This is a genomic window from Sphingopyxis sp., assembly GCF_016463645.1.
In the GTDB taxonomy this organism is placed as follows: Bacteria; Pseudomonadota; Alphaproteobacteria; order Sphingomonadales; family Sphingomonadaceae; genus Sphingopyxis.
In genome coordinates this window covers 1-1736 of sequence record NZ_JAEMQX010000263.1, presented here as the reverse complement: position 1 = coordinate 1736, position 1736 = coordinate 1, and the positions used below count along the sequence as shown (strand labels likewise).

Below are 1736 nucleotides of genomic sequence, written 5' to 3'. Positions count from 1 at the left end.
AAGCTCTATTCGTCGGCGCCCGACGGCTATCCGGGCGACGAGGATAATGGCCAGACTTCGGCCTGGTACGTCTTCTCGGCATTGGGCTTCTATCCGGTCGCGCCGGCGACGGGCGAGTATGCGATCGGCAGCCCGCTGTTCCGGAAGGCGGTGCTGACGATGCCGGGCGGCAAGACGCTGACGATCAACGCCGCGAACAACAGCAATGCGAACGTCTATCTCCAGTCGGTCGCGCTCGACGGCAAGCCGCAATCGAAGACCTATTTCACTCATGGCGCGCTGTCGCAGGGCGGCACGGTCGATTTCGTGATGGGCGCCAGACCCAACAAGCAATGGGGCAGCGCCCCCGCCGATGCGCCCTTCTCGATCAGCCGTGGAAAGTAGGATGAGCATGACCCCCAACCGCCGCGAGATCATGGCCGGCGCCGGCGTACTCGCGCTGGCGGCCGCGATGCCCGCCGCCGCACGCGCCGCCGCGGGCAGCTTCGCCAGCAAGCGTCCCGCGCCTGCGCAGCGCGCTTTCACCAGCCCCGCGATCGAGGCCGAGATTTCGCGCGTGAAAGCGAAGATCGCCGACCCCGAACTCGCGTGGCTGTTCGAGAATTGCTACCCGAACACGCTCGACACGACGGTCCAGACGGGGACGATCGACGGCCGCCCCGACACTTTCGTCATCACCGGCGATATCGAGGCGATGTGGCTGCGCGACAGCTCGGCGCAGGTGCAGCCCTATATCCACCTCGTCGCGAAGGACGCAAAGCTCAAGCGGCTGTTCCAGGGGCTGATCCAGCGCCAGGCGCGCTGCATCCTGATCGATCCCTATGCCAATGCCTTCGACAAGGATCCGACCGCGCCGTCAAAGCTCGAATGGTCGCAGACCGACAAGACCGAGATGAAGCCCGGCGTCGCCGAGCGGAAATGGGAAATCGACTCGCTCTGCTACGCGATGCGCCTCAGCCATGAATATTGGACGCGCACGAAGGACAAGGCGCCGTTCGACGAGACATGGTCGCGCGCGATGAAGCTCGCGGTGGCGACCTTCCGCGAACAGCAGCGGAAGGACGGCCCGGGGCCGTACAGCTTCCAGCGCCCCGCGCTTCAGCCGACCGACAGCCTGATGCTCGGCGGTTACGGCGCGCCGACGCGGAAGGTCGGGCTGATCCATTCGATGTTCCGCCCGTCGGACGATGCGTGCCTCTATCCCTTCCTGATCCCGTCGAACCTGTTCGCGGTATCGGTGCTGCGCAAGATCGCCACCGTCCACCGCGAAGCGCGCGGCGACAATGCAGCGGCGACCGATGCCGAGACGCTCGCCGCCGAGGTCGAGGCAGCGTTGAAAGCGCATGCGCTGATCGACGACGGCAAGGGCGGTCAGGTCTGGGCCTATGAGATCGACGGCTTCGGCAACTACGTCTTCATGGACGATGCGAATGTGCCGAGCCTGTCGGGATTGCCGCTGATCGACGTCGTCGACAAGAAGGACCCGCTCTTCCTCCGCACCGCGGCGCTCGCGTGGTCGGAGCGCAACCCCTATTTCTTCCGGGGCACGGCGGCCGAGGGGATCGGCGGCCCGCATATCGGCCTCGACATGATCTGGCCGATGTCGATCATCACCCGCGCGATGAACGCCGACGATGACGCGACGATCCTGCAATGCCTCCGCTGGCTGAAGACGACGCATGGCGGCACCGGCTTCATGCACGAAAGCTTCCACAAGGACGATCCGAAGAACTTCA

General features: G+C 65.4%; 2 protein-coding genes. Both read left to right on the top strand.

Annotation, left to right across the window (positions count from 1 at the left end; translation table 11 throughout):
• The coding region (locus JHC57_RS22385) for a glycoside hydrolase domain-containing protein (protein ID WP_294032759.1) at nucleotides 1-384 on the top strand (384 nt) is incomplete at its 5' end.
• Between the two features lie 7 nt (nucleotides 385-391).
• A partial coding sequence (locus JHC57_RS22380) for a glycoside hydrolase family 125 protein (protein ID WP_294032758.1) occupies nucleotides 392-1736 on the top strand: 1345 nt, incomplete at its 3' end.